Annotated in this window: 1 protein-coding gene; it reads right to left on the bottom strand. The window is 63.3% G+C overall.

Annotation, left to right across the window (positions count from 1 at the left end; genetic code table 11):
- The coding region (locus EPIR_RS14115; protein ID WP_048697716.1) for an ATP-binding protein at positions 1-700 on the bottom strand (700 nt) is incomplete at both ends.

The following is a 700-nucleotide window of genomic DNA, read 5'->3' as shown; positions in this document are numbered from 1 at the left end:
GAAGAAGGCGTCACCCTCCCTGCCGCTGTCAACGCCACTGTCGACACGGACATCCGGCGGAAAACAGACGTCGGTAAGTACGCCGGGGCTGGGCTGGAAGTTTTTCAGCGGATCTTCGGCGTAGAGGCGCACTTCAATTGAAGCGCCTCGTGGCGGCTGCGCCATGCGCTCCCAGTCCGGCGCTTCGCCTGCCGCCACCTGCAACATGCACTCCACCAGATCCAGCCCGGTCACGCATTCGGTAACCGGATGCTCCACCTGTAGGCGGGTATTCACCTCAAGGAAGAAGAATTCATCGTGCGCCGCATCGTAGATATATTCTACCGTCCCGGCGCTGCGATAGTTGACCAGCTCGCCCAGCCTGACCGCCGATTCCAGCAGCGCGCGACGCGTGGCGGCGGGCAGACTGGCCGCCGGGGTTTCTTCCACGACCTTTTGGTTACGGCGCTGTAGCGAACAGTCGCGTTCGCCCAGCGCCACCACCTTGCCCTGGCCATCGCCGAAGATTTGCACTTCAACATGGCGCGCCCGATCGATACAGCGCTCCAGGAAAACCCCGGCGTCGCTGAAAAACTGCTCGCCCAGACGGCGCACGCTCTCCCAGGCAGCCATCAACGCGGCATCATCGGCACAGCGCGTCAGGCCAATGCCGCCACCGCCGGCGGTGCTTTTCAGCATCACCGGGTAGCCGATTTTAGCC

Source organism: Erwinia piriflorinigrans CFBP 5888, from assembly GCF_001050515.1.
GTDB classification, from domain to species: domain Bacteria; phylum Pseudomonadota; class Gammaproteobacteria; order Enterobacterales; family Enterobacteriaceae; genus Erwinia; species Erwinia piriflorinigrans.
The sequence above is the reverse complement of the archived record's forward strand: the minus strand, read 5'-3'. Positions and strand labels throughout refer to the sequence as shown.